This window comes from Vibrio sp. D173a, assembly GCF_030248475.1.
Genome location: NZ_JAHGAH010001360.1, coordinates 1 through 633, shown reverse-complemented (window position 1 = coordinate 633; position 633 = coordinate 1). Strand labels below are relative to the sequence as shown.

The window sequence follows — 633 nt, the reverse complement described above, 5'->3', positions numbered from 1 at the left end:
GACCTCATCACCTCGTTACAGCGCGGCGCTAAAGACGCTCTGGAGTCGATTAAGGAGAGTCATGGCACGGTATCTCAAGCATCTACGCAGGCTCAACAAGCGTCTCAGAACTTGCATGTGATTAACCAACACATTCAAGATTTGAACCAAGCCAACAGCCAGATTGCAACTTCGGTCGATGAACAAGACAGCCTTACCCGTTCTCTGGGTGACAATGCTCAAGGTGCCAATACCATTGCGAAAAGCAACCAAGAGTCTGTGGCTAAGATCTCGGAGGCGGCAAGTGACTTGACTGAGGTAGCACACCACCTTAAGAGCCAAGTTGACCGTTTTAAAAGCGCCTAGCGGATGTCGTAATCACGGCCAGTTGAGTCTATACCAATAAAAATAACCCCGAGTTGATAAGACTCGGGGTTATTGTTTTTGGCTTCAGGGCTATTCTAAGCTGTTAGTCAAACTGTAAGCTAAGCCGTCAGCTTTAGACGAGCAATAAGCGTCTCGTCATCCAATTGATATAGAGCATCAAGGATATTGAGCTGCAAGCTGCCCGGGCCTTGAGACTGCTCTGCAGCGATCTCCCCCGCAACACCCAATACCGCTGCTGCCGCTAAACCGCTCTTGTCACCAACCGCT

2 pseudogenes are annotated in these 633 nt (G+C 49.6%); one reads left to right on the top strand and one right to left on the bottom strand.

The features are described 5' to 3' along the window. A pseudogene (locus KIV40_RS33365) lies at positions 1 to 345 on the top strand (methyl-accepting chemotaxis protein); the annotation flags it as partial. Positions 346 to 464: 119 nt separating this feature from the next. On the opposite strand, the pseudogene KIV40_RS33360 reads toward KIV40_RS33365, so the two are convergent. Further along, positions 465 to 633, bottom strand: a pseudogene (locus tag KIV40_RS33360) (hydroxyethylthiazole kinase); the annotation flags it as partial.